We start from the raw sequence: 26486 nt of genomic DNA, 5'->3' as shown, positions 1-26486 counted from the left end.
CCGAACCTCAATTTAGGGACAGTCCCCAAATTGAGGTGTCGCCTGCGGCACGCGACTCAGCCGCAGCCGACAAACCGCGACCTCAAATTGGGGACTGTCCCTAAAACGAGGTCCTGAGACGGATATGTAATTTGCACCCGTCCCTAATAACACATTTGGAGGAACATCAAATGGCTAAGAACATCACGTTCGACACCGACGCTCGCGCCAAGCTCGCCAAGGGCGTCAACACCCTGGCCGACGCCGTGACCGTCACCATGGGCCCCAAGGGCCGCTATGTCGCCCTGCAGCGCTCCTTCGGCGCTCCCATGATCACCAACGACGGCGTTTCCGTCGCCAAGGAGATCGAGCTCGAGGACAACATCGAGAACATGGGCGCCCAGCTGGTCAAGGAGGTCGCCACCAAGACCAACGACACCGTGGGTGACGGCACCACCACCGCCACGCTGCTGGCCCAGGCCATCGTGAACGACGGTCTCAAGAACGTCGCCGCCGGCGCCAACCCGCTGGCCATCCGTCGCGGTATCGACAAGGCCGTCAACGCCGCCGTGGCCGAGATGAAGAACCTCGCCAAGCCGGTCGAGACCAAGGAGCAGATCGCTTCCGTCGGCACCATCTCCGCTGGTGACGCCGAGGTCGGCAACAAGATCGCCGACGCCATGGACGTCGTGGGCAAGGACGGCGTCATCACCGTCGAGGATTCCCAGACCTTCGACATCACCATCGACACCGTCGAGGGCATGCAGTTCGACAAGGGCTATGTCTCCGCGTACTTCGTCACGGACAACGACCGCATGGAGGCCGTGATGAAGGACCCCTACATCCTCATCACCGACCAGAAGATCTCCAACGTCCAGGACATCATGCCCGTGCTCGAGGCCGTCTCCCGTGCCGGCAAGGGCCTGCTCATCATCGCCGAGGACATCGACGGTGAGGCTCTGCCCACCCTGGTCCTGAACAAGATCCGCGGCGCCCTCAACGTCTGCGCCGTCAAGGCTCCCGGCTACGGTGATCGCCGCAAGCGCCTGCTCGAGGACATCGCCATCCTCACCGGTGGCCAGGCCGCGCTCGACGAGCTCGGCATCAAGGTCGCCGACATCACCGCCGACATGCTCGGTACCGCCAAGAGCGTGACCATCACCAAGGACAACACCACCATCGTCGACGGTGCCGGCACCAAGGAGGCCATCGCCGACCGCGTGGCCGCCATCAAGGGCGAGATGGAGCACACCGAGTCCGAGTTCGATCGCGAGAAGCTCCAGGAGCGCCTGGCCAAGCTCTCCGGCGGCGTGGCCGTCATCAAGGTCGGTGCCGCTACCGAGACCGAGCTCAAGGAGATCAAGCACCGCGTCGAGGACGCCCTGCAGGCCACCCGCGCGGCCGTCGAGGAGGGCATCGTCGCCGGCGGCGGTGTCGCCTTCATGGACGCCCTGCCCGCGCTCGAGAACATTGAGATCTCCGATCCCGAGGAGCAGATCGGTATCGACATCATCAAGAAGGCCCTGACCGCTCCTGTGGCCACCATCGCCAAGAACGCCGGTTACGAGGGCGCTGTCATCGTTGACAAGGTCTCCGAGCTCCCCGCGGGCGAGGGCCTGAACTCCGCCAACGGCGAGTGGGGCAACATGATCGACATGGGCGTGCTCGACCCGGTCAAGGTCACCCGCACCACCCTGCAGAACGCCGCCTCCGTGGCCTCCCTCATCCTCATCACCGAGGCCACCGTTTCCGACGTGCCCAAGAACACCCAGCTCGAGGACGCCATCGCGGCCGCTACCGCCGGCGCCCAGGGCGGCGGCATGTACTAAGCCGTAAGGTTTAGATAACTCACCGGAATCCCCCGGCGGCCCCTTGGCACCCAGAAGCGGTGCGAAGGGGTCCGCAGGGGGATTTTTTTATGGCTGATGCGATGGCAGATACGGTTCCCCCGCGTCTCTACCGCCCTAAAGGCCTCTCGGAGGAGTAGACTCGAGGGGTGTGTATATGACGCGGGCGCTCGGGGCCTCGCGCCTTTTGCTGGAAAGGAGCATCGGTATCATGACGAAGATCGCGGTTTTGGGCGGCGGCAACGGGGCGCATGCCGCCGCGGCGGACCTCACGCTGAGGGGCTTTACGGTTAACATGTATGAGGACGAGCGGTTCGCCCCCAACATGCAGCAGGTGTTCGACACCAAGAAGATCGAGCTTTCGGGCGCCGCGGGCACCGGTACGGCCGAGCTCGCCATGGTCACGAGCGATCTTGCCGCCGCCATCGAGGGTGTCAAGGTCATCCTGGTCGCGGTGCCTGCGTTCGCGCATGCCGCGTATGCGGAGAAGCTCGCAGAGGTCGTCACCGCCGGCCAGATCGTGCTCGTGCTGCCGGGTACCTTCGGTTCTCTCATGTTCTGGAAAGCATTCAAGGCCCACGGCGTCGAGGGCGTCTGCGTGGCCGAGAGCCACACCCTGCCGTACGCCACCCGCCTGCTCGGCCCCGGCGCCTCGCTGGTCATGAGCCGCTTCGACCCGCTGAAGGTGGGCGTCATGCCCGCCTCCCGCACCGACGAGGTCATCGCGGCGCTCGACGGCGTCTTTCCCGGCATCGAGGCAGTGGAGAGCGTCGTCGCGTGCGGCCTGTCCAGCCTGAACCCCATCATCCACGTGCCGGGCTGCATCCTGAACGCCGGTCGCATCGAGTACGCCCAGGGCGATTTCCATTTCTACACCGAGGGCTTCACCGATTGCGTGGCTCGCCTGACCGAGGCCATCGACGCCGAGCGCATCGCTCTGCTCTATGCCATGGGCTACGAGTCCGATATCGCGGCGCACGGCATCGGCGGCGCGGTTGAGACCGACTCCATCAAGGAGGCGATCGCCGGCGATCCCAACTTCGCCAAGATCACCGGCCCGGCGAACCTCAAGAACCGCTATTACTCCGAGGACATCCCGTTCGGCATCGCGACGTGGGCCAAGCTCGCCCGCCTCATCGGCGTGCCCACGCCCGTGATGGACTCCCTGGTGAGCTTGGGCGGCGTGCTGCTCGAGAGCGATTGCTGGGAGGGTGGCCGCTCCATGGCCGAGCTCGGCATCGAGGACATGGATCTCGAGGCGCTGCGCGCGTACCTGATCGAGGGATAGCGCGAGGATAGGCGTTCCTGCCGCCCCGCATGCCTAAAGAAAATGCCCCGCGGCCCATCGGAACCGCGGGGCATCGCTGTATGAGTTGCGCTGCGCTCCTACGCGAAGAACAGCTCGGAGAGGGTCATCGGGTCAACGTACTCGCCGTCCTTGTAGACGCGCATGTTGCCGGAGGCGATCTCGTCGATCAGGATGACGTTGCCGTCGGCGTCGTAGCCGAACTCGAACTTGATGTCGTAGAGGACGAGGCCCTTCTCGGCCAGGTCGTCGGCGACGATCTTGGTGATCTGCTTGGTCATCTCCTTGAGGGAGTCGTACTGCTCGGCGGTCATGACGCCCAGGTCGACCAGGCCGTCCTTGGTGACCAGCGGGTCGCCCAGCTCGTCGTTCTTGAAGGTGGTCTCAACGTAGGACGGCAGGTCGTCGCCCTCGTTGCAGTACTGCTTGTAGCGGCGGTAGAAGGAGCCCACGGCCTTGTTGCGGCAGATGACCTCGAGGCCCTCGCCAAAGACCTTGGCGGGCAGGACTTCCATGGTGGTGTCGTCGAGGTTGGCGGACACGTAGTGGGTCTTGATGCCGGCGGCGTTGATCTTCTCGAAGAAGTAGATGGACATGCGCAGGTTGACGTCGCCCACGCCCTCGATGGTGAGGCCGACCGCGTTCTCGCCCGGATCGAAGACGCCGTCCTTGCCGGTGCAGTCGTCCTTGAACTTGAGCAGGTAGTTGCCGTTCTCGAGGGCGAACACGTCCTTGGTCTTGCCGGAGTACACGAGTTCCTTGGTCATGGCGGTAAGTCCTTTCACACAGCGCCGCATGCTTTGACGGTGTGAGTGTACAACATCGTCAAGGTGCCTAATAAGGTCATGCGCAAACTGATTAATTGTTACAGAAAGATTATGCATGGGTGTCATTTTGGCGAACATGGCATGCTCGAACATCGCGTCGTGGGAAGCGTGTTTAGATGGCGAAAAGGGCCCGTCTGAAACGGTGGCCGCGCGGGTCGGTTGCCGCGTGCGAAAGGCTGTTTGACGATGGACGATCTTTCCATGTGCGCGTATCGCGCAGCATCGGCGCGCGCGGCGTGCGAAGACGATCAGAACAGGGCCGATCGTGCCCTCGACGTCGCAGTGGCGGGCGAGCCGCTGGCGGCACTGGGGGACCCAACTGTTCTCGGCGGAGGCGCTCATGAGCCCACGCCCACTCCGTACTGGATTCTCGACGACTTGCTGGGGGGATTGTCTTTTGAGCAGACCGACCACCTGCTCGACGTGGGCTGCGGGGCGGGCCGTGTCCTGGCATACGCCGCGGCGACACGGCTGCCGTGCCGTGTGACGGGGGTCGAGCTCGATGGGCGGCTGGCCGCGCGGGCGGCGTCGTGGACGAGGGGCCGCGACGGGCTCGAGGTCATCGCGGGCAGCGCACTCGACATCCCCTTGGGGGCCTATACGCATTTCTACCTGTTCAACCCATTCGACCAAGTCTTGCTCGTCGAGTTTCTCGACCGGCTCGAGGCGCAGGTGCGCCGTTCCATCACGCTCGTGCACATGTCGGATAACGGCGAGAGCTTTGCGTATCTGGGCCGTGCGGGATGGATACGAGAGCGGGAGGGTTCGTTTTATGCGCATCCGGCTGGTGGTTTCCCGGTTTTCGGGTACCCTCAGCACTACTCCATTTGGCGTTACGTGCCAGATGCGAACGGGGCGGAGGGTGCGCCTGTGGTATAACAGGGGGCGTCGTTCCAGTGCGATTACAACGAAATGACCTCACGCGTTCCGTCCGGGGCACCGCCGCCGGGCGTTTTCGCGTGTCCATTCGCCTGGGCGATGCCGCACGCACATCAAGAGTAGAAAGCCGGGAAGCACCCATATGACGCGCGACAAGATCAAGCCCATCCTCTTCAGCATCATCAAACACCAGGACCCCGAACAGCTCAAGCGCCAGATCCCCCGCGACATCGTCGCCGGCATCGTGGTGGCCATCGTGGCGCTGCCCCTGTCGATCGCCCTCGCCATCGCTTCGGGTGTCGGGCCCGAGCAGGGCCTTTATACCGCCATCGTCGCGGGCTTCATCATCGCGTTGCTCGGCGGCAGTGCGGTGCAGATCTCGGGTCCCACCGCCGCGTTCGCCACCATCGTGGCGGGCATCGTCGCCTCGAGCGGTATGGACGGCCTGGTGGCCGCGACCATCATCGCAGGCGTGCTTCTGATCCTCATGGGCGTCTTTCGCCTGGGCACGCTCATCCGCTTCGTGCCCTACACCATCACCACGGGCTTCACGGCGGGCATCGCGGTGACCATCGTGGCCGGCCAGCTCAAGGATCTGTTCGGCCTCACGTACCCGGCAGGCACCCCCACCATCGAGACGATGGACAAGCTCTCGGCCGTGGCCGCCAACTTCTCCACCTTCAACGTCGAGGCACTCATCGTGGGCCTCGTGTGTCTGGCGGTGCTCGTGCTGTGGCCGCGCGTGAGCCAGCGCATCCCCGGCTCGCTCATCGCGGTGCTCGCAGGAATCGCCATGGTGAGCGGTCTGGGCATGAACGTGAACACCATCGGCGACCTTTACACCATCAACGCCGGTGTTCCGCAGCTGCAGCTGCCCCAGCTGAGCTTCGGTCTGTTCCGCGAGCAGCTGCCCAACGGCTTCACCATCGCGATCCTCGCGGCCATCGAGTCCCTGCTGTCCTGCGTGGTGGCCGATTCCATGATCAGCTCGCACCATCGCGCCAACATGGAGCTCGTCGCCCAGGGCGTGGGCAACATCGGTTCCGTGATGTTCGGCGGCATTCCCGCAACGGGCGCCATCGCCCGCACCGCCGCAAACGTGAAGGCCGGCGGCCGCACGCCCATCGCCGGCATGGTCCACGCCGTGGTGTTGCTCGCCGTGATGGTGTTCCTCATGCCGTATGCGGCGCTCATCCCCATGCCTTGCATCGCCGCCATCCTGCTGCAGGTTGCCTACAACATGTCCGGCTGGCGCACCGTGGTGCACCAGGTGCGCACCGCGCCCAAGAGCGACGTGGCCGTGCTTGTGGTCACCTTCCTCTTTACCGTGGTGTTCGACTTGGTTATGGCCATCGGCGTTGGCATGATGATCACGCTCGTGCTGCTCATGAAGCGCCTGAGCGACGAGACCGAGGTCCGCGGTTGGAAGTATTACTGCGACGAGGACTCCGAGGTCACGCACCTGCGTGAGCTGCCGAAGAGCGTGCGCGTGTACGAGATCAACGGCCCGATGTTCTTCGGCATGACCGACCAGATCGCCGAGATCTCGGTGAAGGAGTTCACCCGCTACCTGATCATCCGTATGCGCGGCGTGCCTTCGCTCGACTCCTCGGCCATGAACGCGCTCGAGAACCTGCGCGAGTATTGTGCCGAGAATGACGTGCAGCTCATCATTTCGCACGCCAACGAGCAGCCCATGAAGACCATGGAGCGCGCCGGCTTTGTGGAGAAGGTGGGTCGCGAGCACTTCCGCACCGGTATCGACGACGCCATCGCCCACGCCCGCGAGCTGCTGGGGGAGGACGCGTAAGGCCCATTTTGAAGGCAGGCCCCACTCGGGGGCAGATGCGAATGAGGCGCTTGTGATTCGGTGCGTCTTCCTGCATTAAATACGAAGAATTAGGCGCCCTGGACTCATGAGGTCCAGGGCGTTTTAGTGCCCTCGGCAAAACTTGATAACAGAACAAATGTTCGTATACTGACTGTTATGGGAGCTTGTCGACTGAAGCGGCTGTTTGCGTCAAGCACGGACAAGCTCTATCCGCGTGAGAACCTGTGGCTATACGGGGCCGTTGATTCGGCTTTCATTTCCCCAGTGAGCGTGTTCTACATGGGCGTCTTTTGGCGTCGCGATGGAGCTGCTGGGAGGTGGACAGGGCGCGCAGCTTTTGCGGTTAGTTCAAATTTGGCCGGAGGCTATCTGGAACAGCACCAAGCCAAATCTCTCTCATGTCATTTAGTAGTAGAATATAGTAGTATAAAATGGATGACAGGTGGAATACCATGCTTGAGCTCGTTGTTCATCCTAGAGTGAGTGCGCGTCACCCCCAGCTTTCCGATGAAGATGTGCGCGTCGCTTGGCAAAACTCGTTTTTCCAGGCGTTGCGGACCGGTTCGAAGAATTCACCGGAATATCTCTGGATTGGAATCGATGGAAAGGGGAGAGAGGTAGAAATGGTTGGCGTGCCGACGGCGACGGGATATCTCATCTATCACGCGAACACTCCGCTTTCAAAGCGCGTGAGAGATGAGGTCAAGGGAAGGAGGACTTGATGGCTACGTATAAACTCGCCGACGGGAAAGTTTTAACAGACCGCGACATCGAGGAAATGGCTCGTGAGTGGGAAGAGGGCACTTGGGAAGGGCCTTTGGTTGAGCTGCGCGTTGGGAGGCCCCGTTTGTCTGAGGAACCGAATGCCAACCTCTCATTTAAATGCCCGGAAAGCAGCGCCGCGCTCATTGCCGCGGCGGCAAAGGAGCTTGGGATCAAGAAGTCTGCGTTCATGCGCGAGGCCGCTGTGGAGAAGGCTGTGCGAATCTTGGCGGCAGCTGGTTGATTAGAACGAACGGATCCACACGGCGTTTTTCGGCCTGTGAGTTCCCGCATTCGGAATGCTGCAAGTTCTGCGGTGGAAATCCCCTGCATAATGCGTTTGCGGGGGAGTCCGGCCGGGATGTAGTGCTTTGTGCCGCTACAATACGTACGGTTCAAATCACGATACATGGAACGGCGTGCGCATCTGCGCCGCCACGTTAGAAAAGGACGCACGCGCCCATGGCCTCTTACGCCCCGCAGATCTCCTCGCGTCGCACGTTCGCGATCATCTCGCACCCCGACGCCGGCAAGACCACCCTTACCGAGAAGCTCCTGCTCTACACCGGCACCATCCAGTCCGCCGGTTCGGTCAAGGGCAAGCAGAACTCCCGCCATGCGGTCTCCGACTGGATGGACATCGAGAAGCAGCGCGGTATTTCCGTCACCTCCTCGGTGCTCCAGTTCACCTATGGCGGCTGCTGCGTGAACATTCTCGATACCCCCGGCCACCAGGACTTCTCCGAGGACACGTACCGCACCCTCATGGCCGCCGACGCCGCGGTCATGGTGATCGACGGCGCCAAGGGCGTCGAGGCCCAGACCAAGAAGCTCTTCCGCGTCTGCGCTATGCGCGGTATCCCGATCTTCACGTTCGTGAACAAGATGGACCGCGAGACGCGCGACCCGTTTGACCTCATGGAAGAGGTCGAGAACGTGCTCGGCATCCGCACCTATCCCATGAACTGGCCCATCGGCAACGGCCGCGACTTCCGCGGCGTATTCGACCGCGCCAGCCGCAAGGTCCTTGCGTTCGAGGGTGACGGCCGCGCCAATGGCACCAAGAAGGTCGATGAGGTCGAGGCCACGCTCGGCGACGCCGCGCTGACCGAGCTCATCGGCGAGCACAGCCACAACAACCTGATGGACGACATCGAGCTGCTCGACGGTGCCGATTCCGAGTTCGACCTCGATGCGGTTCTCACGGGCAAGCTCTCCCCGATGTTTTTCGGCTCCGCGCTCACGAACTTCGGCGTCGAGCCCTTCCTCAAGGACTTCCTGCGCCTGGCCCCCGGCCCCGGCGCGCACACCGACGCGCTGACCGGCGAGCCCGTGGAGCCCACGCGTGAGGACTTCTCCGGCTTCGTCTTCAAGATCCAGGCGAACATGGACAAGAACCATCGCGACCGCATTGCCTTCGTGCGCATCTGCTCCGGCAAGTTCGAGCGCGGCATGGACGCCACGCACGTGCAGGGCGGCCGCAAGATCAAGCTGGCCACGGGCACGACCATGATGGCCGACGACCGCGCCATCGTGGACGAAGCCTACGCCGGCGACATCGTGGGCCTGTTCGACCCGGGCATCTTCTCCATCGGTGACACCATCTGCACGGGCAAGAAGCCGGTGCAGTTCACGGGCATCCCCACGTTCGCGCCCGAGCTGTTCGCGCGCGTCACGCAGGTCGATACGCTCAAGCGCAAGCAGTTCGTGAAGGGCATGGAGCAGCTCGCCCAGGAGGGTGCCATCCAGATCTTCCGCGAGCTCGGCGCCGGTATGGAGTCGGTCATCGTGGGCGTGGTGGGCACCCTGCAGTTCGAGGTGCTCGAGCAGCGCCTCAAGAGCGAGTACCACGTCGAGGTGCGCCGCCAGCCGCTGCCCTACACCGACATCCGCTGGATCGTGAACGAGCCCGGCACCATCGACATTCCGGCGCTCTCCCTCACGCGTGACACGCTGCGTGTCGAGGACATGCGCGGCGGCAAGTTGCTACTGTTCACGAGCCCGTGGAACATCGATTGGGCCACGGACCACAACAAGGAGCTCAAGCTGTCCGAGTTCGGCAACGTGGAGTTCTAAGATGCAGGCGGGGCCCGGGCATTGGCCATGAGACGCGCACGTCGCGATGCCCGGGCCTGCTTCTCAGGCGCTCCGCTCCCATGAAGTGGTCGCGATTTGCTGCTCTGTTCTAGCGTGGTAAATCGCGACCACTTTTTTGGGTCATTCAAGCGAAAAATGGTCGCAAAATGCCACGTTTGTACAGAGTGGCATTTTGCGACCAGCCACGGGACCAGCCACGGGACCAGCCACGGGACCAGCCACGGGACCAGCCACGGGACCAGCCACGGGACCAGCCACGGGACCAGCCACGGGACCAGCCACGGGACCAGCATACGGCGCGTGACGACCCGTGCTCGAAAGCCCTACCTTGTGTTCGCGACGATCCTCCGTCGCTTACACCACAAATGCCGCCGTCATGGCAACGACAACCGCGGGGAGCATGTTGACCACGCGGAAGGTCTTGGGCCAGATCAGGTTGATGCCGATGCAGAAGATGAGGATCGAGCCGACCGTCGAGAGGTTGGCGAGTGCCGCGGCGGTCATGAGCGGCTGCAAGAAGCTCGCGAGCAGGGTGAGGGCGCCCTGGAGCGCCAGCACGGGAATCGCGGCGAAGATGCAACCCTTGCCCATCGACGCCGTCATGGTGCATACGAGCAGGGCGTCGATGGCGCCTTTGATGGCGAGCGTCGTCCAGTCGCCCGTCATGCCGTCCTGAATGGAGCCGACGATGGACATGGCGCCGATTGCGACGGAAAGCGACGCGGTGACGAAGGCGTCCACGAACTCGGAGTCGCCGCTGCTGCCGGTCGCATACTTGAGCCACTCTCCAAAGCGGTCGATCTGGCGTTCGAGGTCGAGCATTTCGCCGATGAGCGATCCCAACGCGAGCGAGATGACGACGAGCGCGGAGCCGCCGGCCGAGATCTCGCCGCCGGATACGGTGAGCATGCCGCTCATGGCGCCGGAGATGCCGATGAAGATGATGGCCACCGCGGTTGCCTTGAGAAGGGTGTCTTGTATGCGCTCGTTGATGAACCGTCCGAAGGCGAGGCCGGCGAAGCCGCCCAGGAGGATGAGCGTGACGTCGATGAGCGTTCCGAGTCCGATCATAGGGGCTCCTAGTGTGCTTCGATGCCCGGTAAGAGAGGCGCGTTGATTCCGGTTACGTGCTCGAACAGGGCCGAGCAGCCCTCTGCGATATCTCGATAGGTCGCGTCGAAGTCCCCGGTATACCAGGGATCGGCCACGTCGCGGTTGCATCCGGCAAATTCCAAGAGCTTGTGACAGGTGCCGTTGGGGTCGCCGTCGAGAATGCGATTGAGGCCCCGTTCGTTCTCGCGATCCATGTACGCGATGAGGTCCCAGTTTCCGTATTCGCCGCGCGTGATCTGACGAGCGCGATGCGCCCCGACGGGGATGCCGACTTCGCGGAGCTTGGCGACGGTCCCGCGATGCGGAGGGTTTCCAATCTCCTCGCGAGACGTCGCCGCGGAATCGATTATGAACTCGCCCTCGAGCCCGGCCCTCCGCACGAGCTCCTCAAAGACGAATTGGGCCATGGTGGAACGGCAGATGTTCCCATGGCAGATGAAGAGAATGCGATGCATGTCGCAAGCGGCCTTTCAATGGATGATTTCACAGCACAGCTTACCAGAGCGCGCGAGGGCGGGACGGCACGGTGCCGTGCGCGGCAGCATGGCTTGCGCGTGCGGCGGTTTTGCCTCCAGTCGCGCGGGCTCGGCCCCCAATGGTTTGCCTCTGGTCGTCGAGATCGGCTTGGCGCACACTCGGGTGAGGATGGCCCGGCGGTGCGTGATCGCCTCCGTGCCGCCGCATAGGGATTGCATGATGTGTCCCAACGGTCGGGTAGGATGTAATGCCTAGCCGAATTCGATGGGAGAGTCTTCATATGGCCGAAACGAACAACGTCGACATCGCCTCCATCATGAATATGGTCGCCACGCTGAGCCCGGAGGGGAGCGGCGCGCGCAAGGATGTCATCATCGAGCCCGCTGCGCCAGCGCCAGCGCCCGTTTCGGACCCCGCGCCTTCCGTGGCACCGGTCCGTGCCGCCACGGTGCGCACCCTCGGCTCCGCCGGCTCGCTCACCGCCGACGATGTCGCGGATGCCCCGGCGACCGGTCGCCGCGCGGAGACTTCGCCCGAGGAGCTGGCGGCCCGTCATAAGCGCATCGTCGCGGCCCTCGCCTCCGAGTTGAACCAGCCCGCCGCTCGCATCGAGTCCGTGATCTCGCTCATCGATGAGGGGGCGACGATCCCGTTCATCGCGCGCTATCGCAAGGAAGCCACGGGCGGCATGGACGACGTCGCGCTGCGCACGCTCGATGATCGCCTGTCTTACCTTCGCAATCTCGAGCAGCGCAAGTCCGACGTGATCGCGGCGATCGACGCCCAGGGCAAACTCACCGAGGAGCTGCGCGCGAGCATCGAAGAGGCGTCCACGCTTCAGCGCGTGGAGGACCTCTACAAGCCCTACCGCAAGAAGCGCGCTACCCGTGCGTCCAAGGCGCGCGACGCCGGTCTCGAACCGCTCGCCAACCTCATTCTCATGCAGCCCGCCCAGGGGGCCGAGCCGCTCGTGGCGGCGGCCGAATACGTCAACGCCGAGGGCGGCTTTGCCACGGCGGAGGCGGCGCTTGCGGGTGCGCGCGATATCGTTGCCGAGCTCGTGGCGGAGGACCCCGAGAACACGGCGGACCTGCGCGAGTACACGCATAAGACGGCCGCCATCGAGTCCGAGGCGATGGACGCGGACGAGAAAACGCCGTACGAGCCCTATTACGAGTTCTCGCAGGCGGCTCGTTCCATCCCCAACCATCGCATCCTCGCCATCAACCGCGGCGAGCGCGAGGGCAAGCTGCGCGTGCGCGTGCGCGTGGACGGCGAGGCCGCGGCCGAGCGCCTCCAGAGCCGCTACCCGCGTCGCCGTGGGCCGTTCGCATTCGAGCTCAACGCCGCCATCGCCGATGGCTACAAGCGCCTCATGGCCCCCTCGCTCGAGCGCGAGCTGCGCGTCGACCTCACCATGCGAGCCCAGGCCGACGCCATCAAGGTCTTTGCCAAGAACACCGAGGGCCTGCTGCAGCAGCGCCCGGTGCGCGGCGCACGAGTGATCGCGCTCGACCCGGGCTATCGTGCCGGCTGCAAGGTGGCGGTGCTCGACGAGTACGGAAAACTGCTCGACCACACGATTCTGTATCCCACGCCGCCGCGTCGCGACATCGCGGGCACCAAGCGCGAGCTTTTGCGCCTCACCCGCAAACACCGCATCAACACCATCGTGGTGGGCAACGGCACGGCGAGTCGCGAGACCGAGGAGGTTGTGTCCGCCTTCATCGCCGAGTCCGCACCCGAGCTGCGTTACACCATCGTCAATGAGGCGGGTGCCTCGGTGTACTCGGCTTCCAAGCTGGCGAGCGAGGAGTACCCGGACCTCGACGTGACCACGCGCGGCGCCATGAGCTTGGGTCGCCGCCTGCAAGACCCCCTGGCGGAGCTCGTCAAGATCCCGCCGCAGTCCATCGGCGTCGGCCAGTACCAGCACGACCTCGATCAGGCCGAGCTCGGTCGCGCGCTGGGCAACGTGGTGGAGAACGTGGTCAATCGCGTGGGCGTGGACGTGAACACCGCGAGCGCGAGTCTGCTCGGATACGTTTCGGGCATCACGCCCGCCGTGGCGAAGAACATCGTGGCGTACCGCGAGGAGAACGGCGCCTTCACCGATCGCCGTCAGCTCAAGAAGGTTCCCAAGCTCGGCCCCAAGGCGTACCTCAACGCGGCGGGCTTCATGCGCATCACGGGCGGCAAGAACCCGCTCGACGCCACGAGTGTGCATCCCGAGAGCTATGAGATCGCCGGTGAGCTACTGCGCCGTGCCGGTGTGGCGCCGAGTGCGCTGGCGGCGGGCGGCGTGCCGGGCATCGGCGCCAAGATCGGCGGCTTGGGCGCGGTGGCCGCCGAGCTGGGCTGCGGCGTGCCCACCCTGCGCGATATCGTGGCGGAGCTCGAAAAGCCCGGCCGCGACCCGCGCGACGACGCCCCCGAGGTCGTGTTCTCCCAGGCGGCGCGCAGCATCGAGGACCTCGAGGTCGGCATGGAGCTCAAGGGCACCGTGCGCAACGTGGTGGACTTCGGCGCGTTTGTGGATATCGGCGTGCATCAGGATGGTCTGGTCCACATCTCCAAGCTCGCCGATCGCTTTGTGAAGCATCCGAGCGAGGTCGTGGCAGTGGGCGATACCGTGACCGTGTGGATCACCGGCGTCGACAAGGCGCGCGGCAAGATCTCCCTCACCATGGTGAAGGGCCGCATGGGCAAGTAGTCCTTTCCGGCCCATTCGCCACGAGCCCGAGGGGCCTGGCGCCTCGACAGGAGGCGCCGCAATCGCCGGGCGCAGGTCGATGTCGGCCAGGTAGCCGGTGCCCTTCTCTCCAGGCTGTCCTCACTCGCTGCCGTAATACAGGCAGGGGATGCCCGACATGCCGAGTGGATAGATTTGGTACAGGGTGGTGTCGAAAACCCGCATGGCGAGCGCCTTTCGCGGGACCAGTCGCAAGGAGGGCGCATCGCCCGAGGCTTTGGAGGGGTGTCGTGCATGCGGCCAGGAGTCGTGTGGGCCGAATCCCCGGGACCGGGCGGTGCGCTCAGATGCAATCAAGCATAAAGCGCGGGCCGTCCATCGAGTGTAGCTCCTCGGTGGACGGCCCCGAATTGGCCTTGAAGGTACCCATACGGCGCATCGTGATGCCGCGGCATGGGGCATGGTCGTTTGATTATGGGGAAAGAGTCGACGTGAGTGCGCTTACCCCAAAAGGCCGCTCGCAACGGATGCGAGCGCGATGATCACGCCCACGATCGACTCGCCGCCGAGCACGCCGGAGGCAACGATGATGCCGGTCTCCTCGTGCGACGTCTCATCGGTGCCCGTGTTGGCATTCGTCGTCGCGTCGCCGTTCGCACGCGCGTTCCGGATGGACGCTACGCGATCGTAGGCGATCTTCACGGCTGCGCCGAGAGAGGCCGAGAGCGTCATGTAAAACGGCAGATATACGCCGAGGCCGAGCATCATGGACGGGATGCCCAGGCAGTACAGGGCCACGCCCGCGACAAGGCCGAGCGCGAAGGCGGGGACGCTCGGGATGCCCGACACCATGGTTGCCACCACGCTTGCCTGGGCGGACACGAAGAGCTTTCCGGGGCCGAATGCGTCGGCGCCGTAGGCGTTGAGGAGCGCGCACATCACCGCCACCGATACGGCGCAGCCGATCAGCGCGCCGATCGCCTGGCCGATCCACATGGCGCGCGGGTCGGTGCCGATGATTTTGCCGGTTTTGAAGTCACTCATGACGTCGCCCGCGAGGCCGCATGCCACGGCCACCACGCCTGCGACGAAAAAGAGCCTGACCTGATCGGACTCTCCCAGGGCGGCGATGACCAACAGGACAATGAGGCCGAAGATCTCCATGGGGTCGATGCCGGTTTGGCCCACCGACTGCGCGCTCATGATGGTGGTGACGAATGCGAGCGCCACCGCGACGGCGCAGGCGATGGGGGAGAGGCCGAGCACGAGGCAGACGAGGAGGGCGGCCGCCGCCACGAACAGGGAGAGGACGCTGCGGTCGAGTTTTCCGAATGCGCGTGCGGGGACGTTTGCGTGGTCGTCGTCGCGTCGCCCATTGTGTGCGCTACGGAAGGCGGCGGGCAGGATGTCTCGCACCACGACACCGATGCCAGAGCCCATCATGAGGCCCATGCCCAGGCTCGACACGACTCCCTGCGCGCTTGACACGTCCCAGAGTCCCGCCGCGCTGCCGCCCACGATGATCCCGAAGTTCGCGATGAGCCCGCCTGCCAGCCAAAATGCCACGGCGGCGCCGCCCACCAAAAAGCCGACCGATAGCAGCATGGGCGAGTTGTAGATGCCGAAGGCCATACCGGGGATGGGCAGTGCGCCGATCATGGCGGGGATGACGCCCGCGAGGTCGCGCAGCGCGCACCAGATACCGGCCGCCGCCATGGACCCGAAGAGTCTCTTGCCCGTTGCGCCGCCCGCGCGGCTGGCCATGAGCGTTTCGGCGGCGGCGGTGCCGATGGGGTACTCGAGGTCGGACTCCTCGACAAAACGGCGGCGGATCAGCGCCGTGCACACCAGGCCGAGCAGCGTGCCAGCCAGCGCGACGCCGCCGATCTCGATCCAGCTCAGCTCCGCGCCGAGGCCGAGCATCCATACGCCGGGGATGGTGAAAGCCAATCCGCCCGCGACCATGGAGCCGGCTGACATGATGATCTGAGTGACGTTCGCCTCGTTCAGGCTCGTGCGGCCCGCCGCGCGCAGCAGGACCAGCGCGGTGATCGAGGTGAAGATGGTCGGCCAGGGCAGGGCGCCCATCTTGAGGGCCGTGTAGACGGAAGATGCCGTGATGATGACGCAGCCGATGCAGCCGATGAGAATACCGGCGGCACTGATCTGCCCGCGCCACGGCGCGCGCTGGTTCAGAGAACTCATTTGTAGCTCCTTCGTATATCCGCTCCCCCTTATGCGGGGAGTCGGGTTACGGCAATAGGACCGCTATAGTGTAAGCTCGATTGAGAGATATGCGTTCGAGAACATGGAGGGCGCGATGGATGTCGATATGGAGGCCACGGACGCTCGGCCCGAGGGACCGGATTCACGCGACCGGGTTCTGCAAGCTCGGGGCATCTCGGAGCCCTCGGCGGCGTCCTGCCTTCTCGCCGTCGACGTGGGCAACACCGTTACCAAGTTCGGCGTGTTCGCCGCGGATGAACTCGCGGGCACGTGGGAGGTAACGACCTCCGAGCGCTGCACGGCCGATGAGGCATGGGCGCAGGCCGCCTGTGCGATCGACATGCTGGGCGCGCCCGAGCCCACAAGCGCCATCCTCTCCTGCGTGGTGCCGAGCCTTGCCGAGGTGTGGCGCTCCGCTTTGGGCAAGCTGTGTGGAACCCGTCCCTACGCGGTGGGCCCGGGTCTCAAGACCGGCATCCGCATGCGCTATGACGATCCGTCCGAAGTTGGTTCCGACCGTGTGGCCGACGCGGTGGCGGCGCGCGAGACCTACGGTGCTCCCGTGGTCGTGGTGGATTTGGGGACGACCACGAATATCGAGGTCGTGGACGAGTCCGGCGCCTTTGCCGGAGGCATCATCGCCCCTGGTGTCGCCCTGGGTGCGCGTTCGCTTACCGCCGCGGCGGCGCGTCTGCCCATGATTGAGCTGCGAGCGCCGGAGCGCGTGATCGGACGCAGCACGCGCTCCGCCATGCAGTCCGGCGTGGTCCTGGGCGAGGCGGCGCGCATCGACGGCCTGCTCGACGCGGTGATGGACGAGCTTGGCACCGACGCTCCCGTGGTGATCACGGGTGACGGCGCCGCGCAGGTCGCCGCTCTCATCTCCCATGATGCGGTGGTCGATGAGACCCTCACCCTGCGCGGCTTGCACCATATCTGGCTCCGCAATCGCCACTGACACGCGAATCGATGAGAGGTGTTCCCATGAACGAAATTGAGCAGTACGACGAGACGTTCGGGCCCAGCACCCAGGTGCGGGCGATCGTCACCATGGTCCTTGTGGCCCTCATCGCCCTGTTCGTGTTCGGCCTTGCCCCGCACTTCGCCTCGCCCGAGGCGCATGCGGGGGTGATTGCCACCATCGACGAGAAGATTGACAACGTGCTCACCCTCACGGCGGGCTCCGCGGGTGCATCAGCGCTCATCTCGGCGATCCCCGGCGACGCGGGCTCGCCCATCGCCGAGAAGCTCATGGATCTGAGCACCGGTTTCCTCATCGTGCTCGCTGCCCTGTTCCTTGAGAAATACCTCATCGCCATCTTCAGCGGTGTTGCGCTGGGGCTCGTGATGCCGCTCGCGCTCCTCGCCGCGATTGTGTTCACCTGGGCGTACGGCCGTGCGCGCTGGTCGGCCGTGCCGGTGCGCCTCGGCGTCAAATTCGCCTTGATCGGCGCGGTGCTGCTGTTGGCCATACCCACCAGCACCTGGGTGACCAACCAGGTCGACGCCATGTACGACACTTCGCTCGCGCAGTCGGTCGAGGCGGCCGAGGCGTTGGCCGAGGGCGCGGCGGAGGCCGAGTCGGAGGGCGGCAAGAAGGACGAAGGCGGCATCCTCGGCTTTTTCCAGGGCGCTATCGACACGGTGACCGGCGGGATTTCGAGCGCCGTCGAGGGCGCCCAGGAGTCGCTCAACCAGTTCATCGAGTCGCTGGCGGTGATGCTCGTGACCTCGTGCCTCATTCCGCTGTTGGTGCTTCTCTTCTACTTTTGGATGGCGAAGATCTTGCTGGGCGTGAATATCGATATTCACGCCGCCGCGTCGACGCTCAACCCGGCCAAGGTGCGCCGTGGCGCGGTCAACGCCATCAAGGGCGGGGACCGGTCATGACGGGGTCTCGAATCGAGGAGGACGGCATGCGGGGCGCGCCGGATGTCGCCGTATTGAGGGTCGGTTCTGCCGAATCGCCCGTGACGGTGCTTTGCATCGACGGGGGCTCGCTCGACCGCGCACAGGGACTGTCCGATCGACTGGACGCCCCGCTCGCGGTCTGCGAGGCCGGTTGTTCGGAGGCGGCTTTCATTCCCGAGCCGGGCCTCCTGTATCTCAAGGTGTCCCGCGACGGTCTCTCCCTCATGCGCGATGGCATGGAGCTCCGCCCCGATTTTGCCGAGATGCTGCCACGCATCAAACAGGGCGCCCTGCAGCGAGAGATGCTCGTCAAGGCCGCCCGGGTGAAGGGCGTTGAGGCCCCGCGTGCCGTGGATGCCACGGCGGGGCTGGGCGAAGACTCCCTGCTGCTCGCTGCTGCCGGCTTCACGGTCACGCTGTGCGAGGCCGATCCGGTGATCGCCGCCCTGCTCGAGGACGCCCTCGCGCGGGCATCGGCGCATGAGGTCCTCGGGCCTATCGTCGAGCGCATGCACTTGGTCGCGGGCGACAGCCGCATCGCCCTCGAGCGGGCCGGGGCCAGCACGGGCGCGCAGCCCGACGTGGTCTATCTCGACCCCATGTTCCCGGGGCGCACCAAGAGCGCCGCGGTCAAGAAGAAGTTCCAGCTCATCCACGGCCTCGAGCGCCCGACCGAGCCCCTCGACGAGGAGTCGCTGCTCCAGGCCGCGCTTGCCGCGCGTCCGCGTAAAGTCGTGATCAAGCGCCCGGTGAAGGGCCCCTATCTCGCCGGCGTCAAGCCGAGCCACGCAATCGCTGGCAAGGCCGTGCGCTACGACTGCATCGTCCCGCCGCGCTGACGGGCCTACGGCGGGCTCGCCCACAGCGTTCAGGCTCGCCGCGGACGGGCCCGCAGCGGCAGGCGCACAGCTGGAAGGCCCACCGCATCCGTCTCCCTCGCTCGGCGAAGCGAAAAATGGGTTCCCCATGCGGGGCCTCACGCCACGCTGTGCGATAGGCGTAGAATGGCCCGTCGAAACCACGACGATGGGAGGCTGGGCGATATGACGGCGGGTTTGGTGCTCGAGGGCGGCGGCATGCGCGGTCTGTACACGGCGGGCGTGCTCGACGTGTTCATGGAGCACGGCGTGGAGTTCGCCCATGCGGTGGGCGTGTCCGCGGGCGCCGCGTTCGGCGTGAACATCAAGTCGCGCCAGGTGGGCCGTGCCATCCGCTATAACAAGCGCTTCTGCGCCGATCCGCGTTACGCCAGCCTTAAGAACCTCCTGCGCACCGGGGAGCTTTACAGCATCGATTTCGCCTATCGTGAGGTGCCTTTGCACCTCGATCCCTTCGATATAGAGGCCGCCGTCGCGAATCCCATGCGCTTCACGGCCGTTTGCACGGATATCGTCACGGGCGAGGCTGTCTATCGCGACATCGAACGCGGCGATGGCGATGACCTCGATTGGATTCGGGCATCCGCCTCGGTGCCCCTGCTCGCGCGACCCGTCGAGCTCGATAGCCGCGAGCTCCTCGACGGCGGCATCGCCAACTCGATCCCAGCGGCATGGATGGTCGCGCAGGGGTACGACAGAAACGTGGTCGTTCTCACACAGCCCGCGGGATTCGTGAAGGAGCCGAACAGGCTCATGCCGCTCTTGAAGCGCGCATACGGTACGTATCCCAAGCTGGTGGAGTTGCTAGCCAACCGCCACGTGCGCTATAACGCCCAGCTCGAAGAGGTGGCCCGCCTCGAGCGCGACGGGAAGGCGCTCGTCATCCGCCCGAGCGAGTCGGTCAAGGCGCCGCTCGTCGTAAAGGACCCGGAGATCTTGGAGCGGATCTACCAGGTAGGGCGCCGCGACGGCGAGGCGCGGATTGCGGACGTGAGGTGCTATTTGGCATAGCCGGCGGCATCCGCTGATTGGAGCCACATTCCCAGGTGGATGCGAAAGGTGTGTGTCACCAAAAGCGCACGATTGAAGTGGCTCCGCGGCGCGTACACTGGTGCACGGCGGCATTCGAGGCTCAGATGGAGCGTGCCGCATGAGACGCCGGAAGGCGTGGAGATGGTGCCCAGGCGGAAATAGAGGTCGCCGGCATCGGGGCGAGGCCCCCAATGAACGCGTCCGAGGGCGCAGAAGGAGGACGAAATGTCCGAGTACATCGAGAACGAGAACGAGAACGTGGAAGAGGTCGTCGAGGCTTCCGAGACCGTCGAGGTCGTCGAGGAGGCTGTCGAGGCCGAGGACGTCGTCGAGGAGACCGCCGAGGAGGCCGCTGAGGAGCCCAGCCTGGACGACCAGCTTTTCGATAAGGTGCAGCGCGCCGCTCGCCTGCTCCGTAACCGCAAGTTCGCCATGGGCCGTGAGGCCGAGGCCGACGCCGCCCGCGCCAGCGAGCTCATGCGCGCCCTCAAGCTCCTCGAGCTCAAGCCCCAGATGGAGCAGAAGGAGATGTCCGACCTGCTCGGCATGCGTCTGCGCGAGCTCGACGGCATCCTGCGCGAGGCTGAGGAAGTCGGCGCTGTGACGCGCATCATGCCCGAGGAGGAGGACATGCGCGCCATCCTCGTCTCCGCCAACGAGAACGCCGAGGAGCTCGCCGCTTCCATCGGTGGCAAGCGCAAGAAGCTCGTCCCGCAGCTGTCCCAGCTGGACGCCGAGGATATCGTCGCACTCATGGACAAGCTCATCGACCCGCTGACCGAGATGGGTCTGGACAACGATGATCGCGGTGGCCGTGGCGGCGACCGCGGCGGTCGCGGCGGCTTCGGCGGCCGTGGTGGCGACCGTGGCCCGCGCAAGGACTTCGGTGGCCGTGGCGGCGACCGCGGTGGCCGTGGTGGCTTTGGCGATCGCGGTGGCGACCGTGGCCCGCGCCGCGATTTCGGTGACCGTGGTCCTCGCAAGGACTTTGGCGATCGCGGCCCTCGTCGCGACTTCGGCGATCGTGACCGTGGCGGCCGTGGTGGCCGTGGCGGCTTTGGTGGCCGTGACGACCGCGGTGGTCGTGGCGGTTACGGTGATCGCGGCGGCCGTGGCAACTACGGCGATCGCGGTGGCCGTCGCTTCTAGAGCGAGGCTGAGCGCGGTCCGGCGGGTCCGGCCAAAGCGGGGCAGGGAGCTGATCGTCTCTGCGGTTCCGTTGGCCACATGGGCTTAAGCCGCGATTGCAATATCGCATCGGCCCGAGTGGTCGGGTTGGTTGCAGTGGTCCGGCTCGATCGAGCCTGCTGGTTTTGCCGAGTGTGGCTACAGCAAGAAAACGCGCACGTCGGGGGCGCACGGGATTCGAAACTCCCGTGCGCCCCTTTTTTGTTGTCCGGGTTTGCGGTGCCAGGCCCGTGCCGGGCCCGGGCGCGGGCCCGGGTGCGCCTGGGCACGGGCGCCTGGGCCCAGCGCCTGGGCATTTTTGCAGGATATGAACGGTTGGAAGCTGTGAACGATTTGCCTGGCAGAAATTGCAAGCTATGAACGGTTCGCTCACAACCTCCATTTCTGTACATGTATCTACCTGGGAAAATGCTGAGCGTCCAATAGTGCAAGAAGCGGCAATCGTTCATATCCTCCAATCGTTCATAGCCTACAAACCGTGCACGGCATCCAGATCGCGTGCGTTGGTTACATGAGGAGGAGAGATCGAGTCGGACGTGCAGGTGCATGAGGATGTGCAGCCGCATGTGGACGTGCAGGCGCATGTTGACGTGCAGCCGCATGCGGCGTCCCGATTGGATGTGGGCTTCTTGATGTGCAATGAAAATTGAACTCTTTTGATCGAAGAATTGAACTCTCGTGATAGACTCTTGCGAAATTGAACTTAGAGTTCAATTTCATGATTGGAGTAGAAGTGGCTGAGGGTGAAAACACCGTGAATACATCGCCGACAACGGTGGAGGTCTTTGCCTCGTGCCTGCGCCACGCCATGGACGGGCGCGGTCTCAAGCAGGCCGACCTGATTCGCATGGCTGCGGACCGCGGGTCGAAGCTCGGCAAGAGCCAGGTGAGCCAGTACGTGAGTGGCAAAACGCTCCCGCGTCGCGCGGTGGTGCAGCTGCTCGCAGATATCCTTGAAATTGAACCTTTCGAGCTTACGGGGGAGAGCTGGGCGGCTGAGTACGAGTCCACGCCCGCGCCCGCACCCGTCGCGCGTACTAAATCTGCAGCCCCTGCCGCCCTCGCGCCCGCCGTGCCCGATGATGCCGCCACGCCCGCGTCCGCCGCGCCCGCCACGGCTGATGGCGCCCCCGCCCCCGCGTCCGCGCCGGCCGACGGAGCCGTTGCGCCTGCCACGTCCGCTTTCACCCCTTCCAGCCCCGTGATGTCCGATCCTCCCGGACGAGCCGAGGCGCGGCCTGCCGCCGCCTTCCCGGAGCCCCGCACATTCGCGGACCGCTCGACCTCCAGCTCGCATTCCGAAGGGAACATCATGTCTGAGAACACTCGCACTTTTAAAAAGTCTTCCAAGCTCGATAACGTCCTCTACGACGTCCGCGGTCCCGTGGTCGACGAGGCGGCTCGCCTCGAGTCCGAGGGTGCGCACATCCTCAAGCTCAATATCGGTAACCCTGCGCCGTTTGGCTTCCGCACGCCTTTCGAGGTCATCCAGGACATGCGCGAGCAGCTGCCCGAGTGCGAGGGATACTCCGACAGCCGCGGACTGTTCTCCGCGCGCAAGGCGATCATGCAGTACGCCCAGCTCAAGGGCCTGCCCAACGTGAGCATGGACGGCATCTACACCGGCAATGGCGTTTCGGAGCTCATCAACCTGTGCATGCAGGCCCTGCTCGACACCGGCGATGAGATTCTCATCCCCAGCCCGGACTATCCGCTGTGGACCGCTTGCGCCACGCTGGCCGGCGGCACGCCCGTGCATTATCGCTGCGACGAGCAGGCCGATTGGAATCCCGACCTCGCCGACATGGAGGCTAAGATCACGGCTCGCACCAAGGCGGTCGTCATCATCAACCCGAACAACCCCACCGGCGCCGTGTACGCCAAGGAAGTGCTCGAGGGCATTGTGGAGATCGCCCGCAAGCACCAGCTCATGATCTTCGCGGACGAGATTTACGACCGCCTGTGCATGGACGATGCGGAGCACGTCTCCATCGCCAGCCTCGCGCCCGATCTGTTCTGCGTCACGTTCTCCGGCCTCTCCAAGAGCCATATGATTGCCGGCTATCGCATCGGTTGGATGATCGTGTCGGGCAACAAGCGTCTGGGCGAGGACTTCATGCTCGGCGTGAACATGCTCTCCAACATGCGCCTGTGCTCGAACGTGCCGGCGCAGTCCATCGTCCAGACGGCGCTCGGTGGGCATCAGTCCGTGAAGAGCTATGTGACGCCGGGCGGTCGCGTGTGCGAGCAGCGCAACTACGTGTACGAGGCCCTCAACGCGATCGACGGCATCACCGCGGTCAAGCCCAAGGCGGCGTTCTACATCTTCCCCAAGATGGACGTCAAGAAGTTCAATATCCGCGACGACGAGCAGTTTGCCCTCGACCTCCTGCATCAGAAGGGCATCCTCATCACCCGCGGCGGCGGCTTCAACTGGCCAGAGCCCGACCACTTCCGCATCGTCTACCTTCCGCCCATGGACGTGCTCCACGAGGCCATGGAGGACCTGGCGGAATTCTTCGAGACGTATCGCCAGCGCTAGGGGGCGTGCATGAAAATCACCGTCGTCGCCGTCGGCAAGCTCAAGGAGCGCTTTTGGGCCGATGCCTGCGCGGAATACGCCAAACGTCTCTCAGCGTACGCGACCGTGAAGATGGTCGAAATCGCCGACCGGGACCCCGCGAAGTCAGGCGGGGAGGAGGCGGGCCGCGCCCTCGAGGGCAAGGGCATCCTCGCCGCCATCCCCGAACGCTCGCATGTGGTGCTGCTCGACATCGGCGGCAAGGAACGTTCAAGCGAGGAGATCGCCTCACATCTGGACGACCTGATGCTGCGCGGCGAGAGCTCGATCACGTTTGTCATCGGGGGTTCGTGCGGTGTTTCGCCCGAGGTGCGCTCTCGTGCCGACGAGCGGCTTTCGTTCGGGCGCATCACGCTCCCGCACAACCTTGCTCGCGTGGTCCTGCTCGAGCAGGTGTACCGTGCGTTCAAGATCATGCGCGGCGAGCCGTATCACAAGTAGGGCTTGCCACTCGTTTCCGGTGCGAGGGCCCATGGGCGGCTCTGTGGGCAACCGGGGTGCATAGAAGCCCTGCGGGCGGGTATCACGCTGTAGTATCATGTGCACCACCCGTGCGATTGACGCGGGCCCGCCCATCGGCCGGCTCGCTGTAGATGAAAGGAGTCTCCGTGGCAGTAGACGAGACCCTCCTCAAAGAGGTGCTTGAGCAGATCCGCCCCAACCTCCAGGCCGACGGCGGCGATATGGAGTACATAGGTGTGACCGAGGATGGCGTGGTCAAGCTGGAGCTGCAGGGCGCCTGCGCCGGTTGTCCCATGAGCTCGCTGACGCTTTCCATGGGTGTCGAGCGTATCCTCAAGGAGCATGTGCCCGGCGTGACGCGCGTCGAGCAGGTTGGCGGCGGCGCCGATGCCGCAAACGACCTGTACGACGAGTACATGCCGTTCTAATCATCCGTGATGGAGCCGGGCCGGATCGTGGACACCACGGCCGGCCCGGCTCTTTGTGTAAAGGTGTGCCTCGTCGGGGCGCCGCAAGGGGGCATTATGCTCAACGAGCTGTATCACAGCCTCGATCCCGTCGCGTTCTCGGCGGGTCCCATCACGATTTACTGGTACGGATTGGCCTATATGGTCGGTGCGCTGCTGGCAGGGTTCGTGATGTACCGGACCCAGAAACGCTGGAACATCGGATTCACCCCCGATGACGTCATGACCGTCGTCATCGCCGTCGTATTCGGCCTGCTGATTGGTGGGCGCCTGGGATACGTGCTGTTCTATAGCAACGGATACTACTTCACGCATCCGCTTGAGATCTTCTTTGGCACGAACGGCGGCGGAATCAGCGGCATGAGTTTCCACGGCGGTCTTGCAGGAGGCTTGCTGGGAGGGCTCATCGCCTGCCGCTACCTGCGAATCTCTCCTCTCACGGTGGCCGATGCCTCCTTTGTGGGCGTACCGCTGGCGCTTTGCCTGGGGCGCTGCGCGAACTTCGTGAACGGTGAGCTGTGGGGCAAGCCCACGGATCTGCCGTGGGGAGTCGTCTTTGGCGGTGCGGCGGGCAACGTGCCGCGTCACCCGAGCCAGCTGTACGAGGCGCTGCTCGAGGGTGTTGTGCTGTTCGCGATCCTGTATGTGCTGAGCCGTCGTGCAAAGCCGCTGCCCCAGGGTTCGTACCTCGGCATTTTCGTGCTCGGCTACGGTATCGTGCGATTTCTCATCGAGTTCGTTCGCCTGCCCGACGCGCAGCTTGGTTACCTCGCCGGCGGTTGGCTCACCATGGGGCAGCTGTTGAGCCTACCGCTGATCGCTGTGGGCGCGGCGCTGCTTGTGTACGCGTGGAAGACCAGACGACCGCAACATCGCGATTGGCTGTAGGACAATCGGTCGCTCGTTTGCCTTTCGGGCAATCGCCCCCTCCTCGATTGAGACCGTGTGTGAAGCTGACTCAAAGACCTTTCGCATGGTCGGCAATCGGTATATCATGCTGAACGTGTGTTTATATGGGCTCGCGCCAACACCGCGGGCGGGAAAATAGAAGGAGCATCATATGTCCGGACACTCTAAATGGGCAACTACCAAGCACCGCAAGGGTGCGCAGGACGCTAAGCGTTCCGCCCTGTTCTCCAAGCTGAGCCGTAACATCACCGTCGCGGCCCGTCTTGGCAACGACCCCAACCCGGACAACAACGCCTCCCTCGCCGCTGCCGTGGCCAAGGCCAAGGCTCAGTCCATGCCCAAGGATAAGATCAAGGCCGCGATCGACAAGGCCTTCGGTTCCGGCGCCGATGCCGCCGTGTACGAGAACATCGTGTACGAGGGCTACGGCCCGGCCGGTGTTGCCGTGTACGTCGAGTGCCTGACCGACAACCGCAACCGCACCGCCGCCGATGTCCGCTCCGCCTTCTCCCACGCTGGCGGCAACCTGGGCACCACCGGCTCCGTTGCCTTCCAGTTCGAGCGCAAGGGCCAGGTCGTGGTCTCCAAGCAGATCGTCGACCCGAACGACAAGAAGGAGAACCTCATGGCCAACGGCGCTGCCGGCGATGAGGAAGAGTTCATGATGGTCATCGCCGAGGCCGGTGGCGACGACTACGAGGATGCCGGTGACGAGTGGGTCGTGTGGACCGCCGCGGGCGACCTCATGGCCGTGTCCAAGGGCATCGAGGCTCAGGGCATCGAGGTCAAGGGCGCCGAGCTCACCATGGTCCCGACCACCCCGACGGCTGTCTCCGGCGCCGACGCCAAGAAGGTCCAGCGCCTCATCGACCGCCTCGAGGACCTGGACGACGTCCAGGACGTGTACTCCACCATGGACATGACCGATGAGGTCATCGCCGCCCTCGAAGAGGAGTAACATCCACGCGGTTTTCGCCGCTTGGTTAAGAAGTGCTTGTGAAGCCGGGTCCGCATCGCCGTGG

The 26486-nt window shown here is 64.6% G+C and carries 22 protein-coding genes; 18 read left to right on the top strand and 4 right to left on the bottom strand.

Annotated elements, in window-relative coordinates; genetic code table 11:
- Positions 1–170 precede the first annotated feature (170 nt).
- Complete coding sequence (gene groL, locus AOBCEHNH_RS07515) at positions 171–1808, top strand: chaperonin GroEL (protein ID WP_118271881.1); 1638 nt, start codon at positions 171–173, stop codon at positions 1806–1808.
- A 229-nt stretch (positions 1809–2037) separates the two neighbouring features.
- On the top strand, positions 2038–3114 hold the full coding sequence (locus AOBCEHNH_RS07510) for an NAD/NADP octopine/nopaline dehydrogenase family protein (protein WP_152063781.1): 1077 nt from the start codon (positions 2038–2040) through the stop codon (positions 3112–3114).
- Between the two features lie 98 nt (positions 3115–3212).
- Here the strand turns inward: AOBCEHNH_RS07510 and AOBCEHNH_RS07505 are convergent, their stop codons facing one another.
- Positions 3213–3899, bottom strand: coding sequence for a phosphoribosylaminoimidazolesuccinocarboxamide synthase (locus tag AOBCEHNH_RS07505; protein WP_039910739.1), 687 nt, complete (start codon positions 3897–3899; stop codon positions 3213–3215).
- Between the two features lie 246 nt (positions 3900–4145).
- Here AOBCEHNH_RS07505 and AOBCEHNH_RS07500 point away from each other — a divergent pair, with 246 nt between their 5' ends.
- The 5 genes from AOBCEHNH_RS07500 to AOBCEHNH_RS07480 all read left to right on the top strand — a co-directional run bounded on the left by AOBCEHNH_RS07500 (position 4146) and on the right by AOBCEHNH_RS07480 (position 9507).
- The gene (locus AOBCEHNH_RS07500) at positions 4146–4838 is read left to right on the top strand and encodes a class I SAM-dependent methyltransferase (protein ID WP_152063780.1); all 693 of its coding nucleotides are present in this window, start codon (positions 4146–4148) and stop codon (positions 4836–4838) included.
- 142 nt (positions 4839–4980) lie between these two features.
- Positions 4981–6648 (top strand): SulP family inorganic anion transporter, encoded by a 1668-nt coding sequence (locus AOBCEHNH_RS07495; protein ID WP_152063779.1) that lies wholly within the window; start codon positions 4981–4983, stop codon positions 6646–6648.
- 473 nt (positions 6649–7121) lie between these two features.
- Positions 7122–7391 (top strand): hypothetical protein, encoded by a 270-nt coding sequence (locus AOBCEHNH_RS07490; protein WP_039910738.1) that lies wholly within the window; start codon positions 7122–7124, stop codon positions 7389–7391.
- Positions 7391–7675, top strand: a complete 285-nt coding sequence (locus AOBCEHNH_RS07485; protein WP_152063778.1) for a hypothetical protein — start codon at positions 7391–7393, stop codon at positions 7673–7675. Before AOBCEHNH_RS07490 ends, AOBCEHNH_RS07485 begins: the two co-directional genes overlap by 1 nt.
- A gap of 218 nt (positions 7676–7893) precedes the next feature.
- A complete protein-coding gene (locus tag AOBCEHNH_RS07480; protein WP_152063777.1) occupies positions 7894–9507 on the top strand; it encodes a peptide chain release factor 3 in 1614 nt (537 codons plus the stop codon).
- Between the two features lie 375 nt (positions 9508–9882).
- Here the strand turns inward: AOBCEHNH_RS07480 and AOBCEHNH_RS07475 are convergent, their stop codons facing one another.
- Positions 9883–10599 (bottom strand): DUF554 domain-containing protein, encoded by a 717-nt coding sequence (locus AOBCEHNH_RS07475; protein WP_152063775.1) that lies wholly within the window; start codon positions 10597–10599, stop codon positions 9883–9885.
- Between the two features lie 8 nt (positions 10600–10607).
- Entirely contained in the window at positions 10608–11096 is a 489-nt protein-coding gene (locus AOBCEHNH_RS07470) for a low molecular weight protein-tyrosine-phosphatase (RefSeq protein ID WP_152063774.1), read from the bottom strand.
- Positions 11097–11398: 302 nt separating this feature from the next.
- Here AOBCEHNH_RS07470 and AOBCEHNH_RS07465 point away from each other — a divergent pair, with 302 nt between their 5' ends.
- Positions 11399–13831 (top strand): Tex family protein, encoded by a 2433-nt coding sequence (locus AOBCEHNH_RS07465; protein WP_226803356.1) that lies wholly within the window; start codon positions 11399–11401, stop codon positions 13829–13831.
- 480 nt (positions 13832–14311) lie between these two features.
- On the opposite strand, the gene AOBCEHNH_RS07460 is transcribed toward AOBCEHNH_RS07465, so the two are convergent.
- A complete protein-coding gene (locus tag AOBCEHNH_RS07460; RefSeq protein WP_152063773.1) occupies positions 14312–16015 on the bottom strand; it encodes an OPT/YSL family transporter in 1704 nt (567 codons plus the stop codon).
- 115 nt (positions 16016–16130) lie between these two features.
- Here AOBCEHNH_RS07460 and AOBCEHNH_RS07455 point away from each other — a divergent pair, with 115 nt between their 5' ends.
- From AOBCEHNH_RS07455 to AOBCEHNH_RS07410, 10 genes are all read left to right on the top strand, one after another.
- A complete protein-coding gene (locus tag AOBCEHNH_RS07455) occupies positions 16131–16994 on the top strand; it encodes a type III pantothenate kinase (protein WP_226803355.1) in 864 nt (287 codons plus the stop codon).
- Positions 16995–17020: 26 nt separating this feature from the next.
- Positions 17021–17926 (top strand): hypothetical protein, encoded by a 906-nt coding sequence (locus AOBCEHNH_RS07450; protein WP_152063772.1) that lies wholly within the window; start codon positions 17021–17023, stop codon positions 17924–17926.
- Positions 17923–18786: a class I SAM-dependent methyltransferase gene (locus tag AOBCEHNH_RS07445; RefSeq protein WP_152063771.1), complete on the top strand. Its 864-nt coding sequence runs from the start codon at positions 17923–17925 to the stop codon at positions 18784–18786. Before AOBCEHNH_RS07450 ends, AOBCEHNH_RS07445 begins: the two co-directional genes overlap by 4 nt.
- Positions 18787–18951: 165 nt before the next feature.
- Positions 18952–19836, top strand: a complete 885-nt coding sequence (locus AOBCEHNH_RS07440) for a patatin-like phospholipase family protein (protein WP_193221225.1) — start codon at positions 18952–18954, stop codon at positions 19834–19836.
- Positions 19837–20082: 246 nt separating this feature from the next.
- Positions 20083–21006, top strand: a complete 924-nt coding sequence (locus AOBCEHNH_RS07435; RefSeq protein WP_152063770.1) for a hypothetical protein — start codon at positions 20083–20085, stop codon at positions 21004–21006.
- 847 nt (positions 21007–21853) lie between these two features.
- Positions 21854–23587, top strand: a complete 1734-nt coding sequence (locus AOBCEHNH_RS07430) for an aminotransferase class I/II-fold pyridoxal phosphate-dependent enzyme (RefSeq protein WP_264297779.1) — start codon at positions 21854–21856, stop codon at positions 23585–23587.
- Positions 23588–23596: 9 nt separating this feature from the next.
- Entirely contained in the window at positions 23597–24067 is a 471-nt protein-coding gene (gene rlmH, locus AOBCEHNH_RS07425) for a 23S rRNA (pseudouridine(1915)-N(3))-methyltransferase RlmH (RefSeq protein WP_118271896.1), read from the top strand.
- Between the two features lie 167 nt (positions 24068–24234).
- Positions 24235–24516 carry a NifU family protein gene (locus AOBCEHNH_RS07420; protein WP_039910734.1) on the top strand — a complete coding sequence of 94 codons (282 nt, stop codon included), beginning with the start codon at positions 24235–24237 and terminating at the stop codon, positions 24514–24516.
- A gap of 96 nt (positions 24517–24612) precedes the next feature.
- Positions 24613–25443 carry a prolipoprotein diacylglyceryl transferase gene (gene lgt / locus AOBCEHNH_RS07415; RefSeq protein ID WP_152063768.1) on the top strand — a complete coding sequence of 277 codons (831 nt, stop codon included), beginning with the start codon at positions 24613–24615 and terminating at the stop codon, positions 25441–25443.
- Between the two features lie 172 nt (positions 25444–25615).
- The gene (locus tag AOBCEHNH_RS07410; protein WP_006723943.1) at positions 25616–26422 is read left to right on the top strand and encodes a YebC/PmpR family DNA-binding transcriptional regulator; all 807 of its coding nucleotides are present in this window, start codon (positions 25616–25618) and stop codon (positions 26420–26422) included.
- The last annotated feature ends 64 nt before the right edge of the window (positions 26423–26486 follow it).

Origin of the sequence: Collinsella intestinalis (assembly GCF_902501455.1) — a bacterium.
In the GTDB taxonomy this organism is placed as follows: Bacteria; Actinomycetota; Coriobacteriia; order Coriobacteriales; family Coriobacteriaceae; genus Collinsella; species Collinsella intestinalis.
The sequence above is the reverse complement of the archived record's forward strand: the minus strand, read 5'-3'. Positions and strand labels throughout refer to the sequence as shown.